At 73.9% G+C, this 2,218-nt stretch carries 2 protein-coding genes; both read left to right on the forward strand.

Annotated features, from left to right (window positions below):
- Window positions 1-211: 211 nt before the first annotated feature.
- Complete coding sequence (locus SACHA_RS0102705) at window positions 212-1,681, forward strand: acyl-CoA synthetase (RefSeq protein WP_019807018.1); 1,470 nt, start codon at window positions 212-214, stop codon at window positions 1,679-1,681.
- The coding region (locus SACHA_RS0102710) for a carboxyl transferase domain-containing protein (protein WP_019807020.1) at window positions 1,674-2,218 on the forward strand (545 nt) is incomplete at its 3' end. The genes SACHA_RS0102705 and SACHA_RS0102710, both read left to right, overlap by 8 nt.

A 2,218-nucleotide genomic window follows, 5' to 3' on the forward strand; every position in this document is an offset into this window, starting at 1 on the left:
TCGGCGCCGGGCGGCGGCGGGCGGCATGATGGACACAGACGCCTACGGGCCGGTAACGGTGGCCGGGCCGGACGTCGTACCGCGGCCCGCCCGCAGACACCGCACGCCCGCCACGACACCTGCCACCCCCGTCACGACCGCACACGCCACGACACCTGCCACCCCCGTCACGACCGCACACGCCACGACACGAGAACCCGCGAGGTGACCGGTGACCGTGCTCCTGCCGGACCTGCACGATGCCCAGGACAAGACTGCGCTCCGGTTCGGTGACCGGACGTTGACCTACGCCGAGCTCGCCACCGTCGCCGGGGTCCTGGCCCGGCGCCTCCGCCCGACGTCCGGCGACCCCCGGACCACACGGGTGGCCGTGTGGGCCACACCCGGTCCGGAGACGGCCGTCGCCACCGTCGCCGCCCTCCTCGCCGGGGTGCCCGTCGTGCCGATCAACCCGGGAAGCGGCACGCGTGAACTCGACCACATCGTCGCCGACAGCACCCCGGTCCTCCTGCTCGCCGAACCCGGCGCGGAGCTCCCCTCCGCACTGCACCACCTGCCACGGATCGACGTCGCCCTCCCGCCGACCGGCACGACCCCACCGGCGCAGCCGACCCCGCCCGAGGACGAACCCGACCCGGAGGCCCCGGCGTTCGTCATCTACACCTCCGGCACCACCGGACCGCCCAAGGGCGTGCTGATCCCGCGCCGTGCGATCGCGAGCTCGCTGGACGCACTGGCCGACGCCTGGGGCTGGACCGCCGACGACGTCCTGGTGCACGGGCTGCCCCTGTTCCACGTACACGGCCTCGTCCTCGGCATCCTCGGACCGCTGCGCAGGGGCGGCACCGTGCACCACCTCGGTCGCTTCACGACCGGTGCCGTCGCCCGGGAACTGGCGGGGCCCGCGACGATGCTGTTCGGGGTGCCCACGATGTACCACCGCCTCGCGACCGAGCTGGACCACGACACTGCCCTGGTCGACGCGTTGCGGCGGGCGCGGCTGCTCGTCTCCGGGTCCGCGCCGCTGCCCGTGTACGACCACCGGCGCATCATGGCCGCCACCGGCCGACGGGTCGTCGAACGGTACGGCATGACCGAGACCCTGATGAACACCAGCGTGCGCCCGGACGGTGCGCACCGTCCCGGCACCGTCGGCACGCCGCTGCGCGACGTGTCGCTGCGGCTGGTGGACGAGGCGGACAACCCGCTCGACGTCCACGACGGCGAGACCGTCGGGGAGGTCGAGGTCCGGGGCCCGAACCTGTTCACCGGATATCTCAACCGCCCCGACGCCACCGCCGAGGCGTTCCACGACGGATGGTTCCGCACGGGGGACATGGCCACCCGCGACGCGGACGGCCACCTCCGCCCCGTCGGCCGGAAGTCGACGGACCTCATCAAGAGCGGCGGTTACCGGATCGGCGCGGGGGAGATCGAGAACGCGCTCCTCGAACACCCGAACGTCGCCGAGGTCGCCGTCACCGGGGAGCCCGACCCCGACCTGGGCGAGCGCATCGTCGCCTGGGTGGTGCCCGACGGCGCCCGTCCCGGTGAGGAGGAGCTGGCCGACCACGTCACCCGCGCCCTGTCGGCACACAAGCGTCCCCGGGTGGTGCGCTACCTCGACGCCCTCCCCCGCAACGACATGGGCAAGATCCTGAAGAAGGCGCTGCATGAGTGACACCGCACGCGGGTTGCTCACCACGGTCGCCGACGACGTCACCGAACTGTCCCCACCCGAACCCTCGGCACCCTCCGCACCGGATGGCCCGATCGGGTGGCGCGGCTACGACCTCCAACGCGCGGACGCCGCACGCCGCAGCGGGGAGGAGGAGTCCGTGGTCTGCGGCACCGGCCGGGTGGGCGGGGTGGACACCGTGCTCGTCGCCTTCGAGTTCGCCCATCTCGGTGGTTCCATCGGCGAGCGGACGGGTCTGCGGTTACAGCACGCGTTCGCCGAGGCCCGGCGGCGGTCCACTCCCGTCGTCTCACTCGTGGCCACGGGCGGCAGCCGGATGCAGGAGGGCATGCGGGCGCTGTCCCAGCTGCACCGGATCGCCCGGGCCCTCGCCGCGCACCGGGACACGGGACTGCCGCACCTCGCCGTCGTCCGCGACCCGACCACCGGCGGGGGCTGGGCGACGCTGGCCTCCGGCGCCGATGTCACGGTGGCGGTGCCGGGTGCGCAGGCCGGGTTCGCGGGCTCCCGGGTACGTCC

The sequence above is a fragment of the Saccharomonospora halophila 8 genome (assembly GCF_000383775.1).
Classification (GTDB): domain Bacteria; phylum Actinomycetota; class Actinomycetes; order Mycobacteriales; family Pseudonocardiaceae; genus Saccharomonospora; species Saccharomonospora halophila.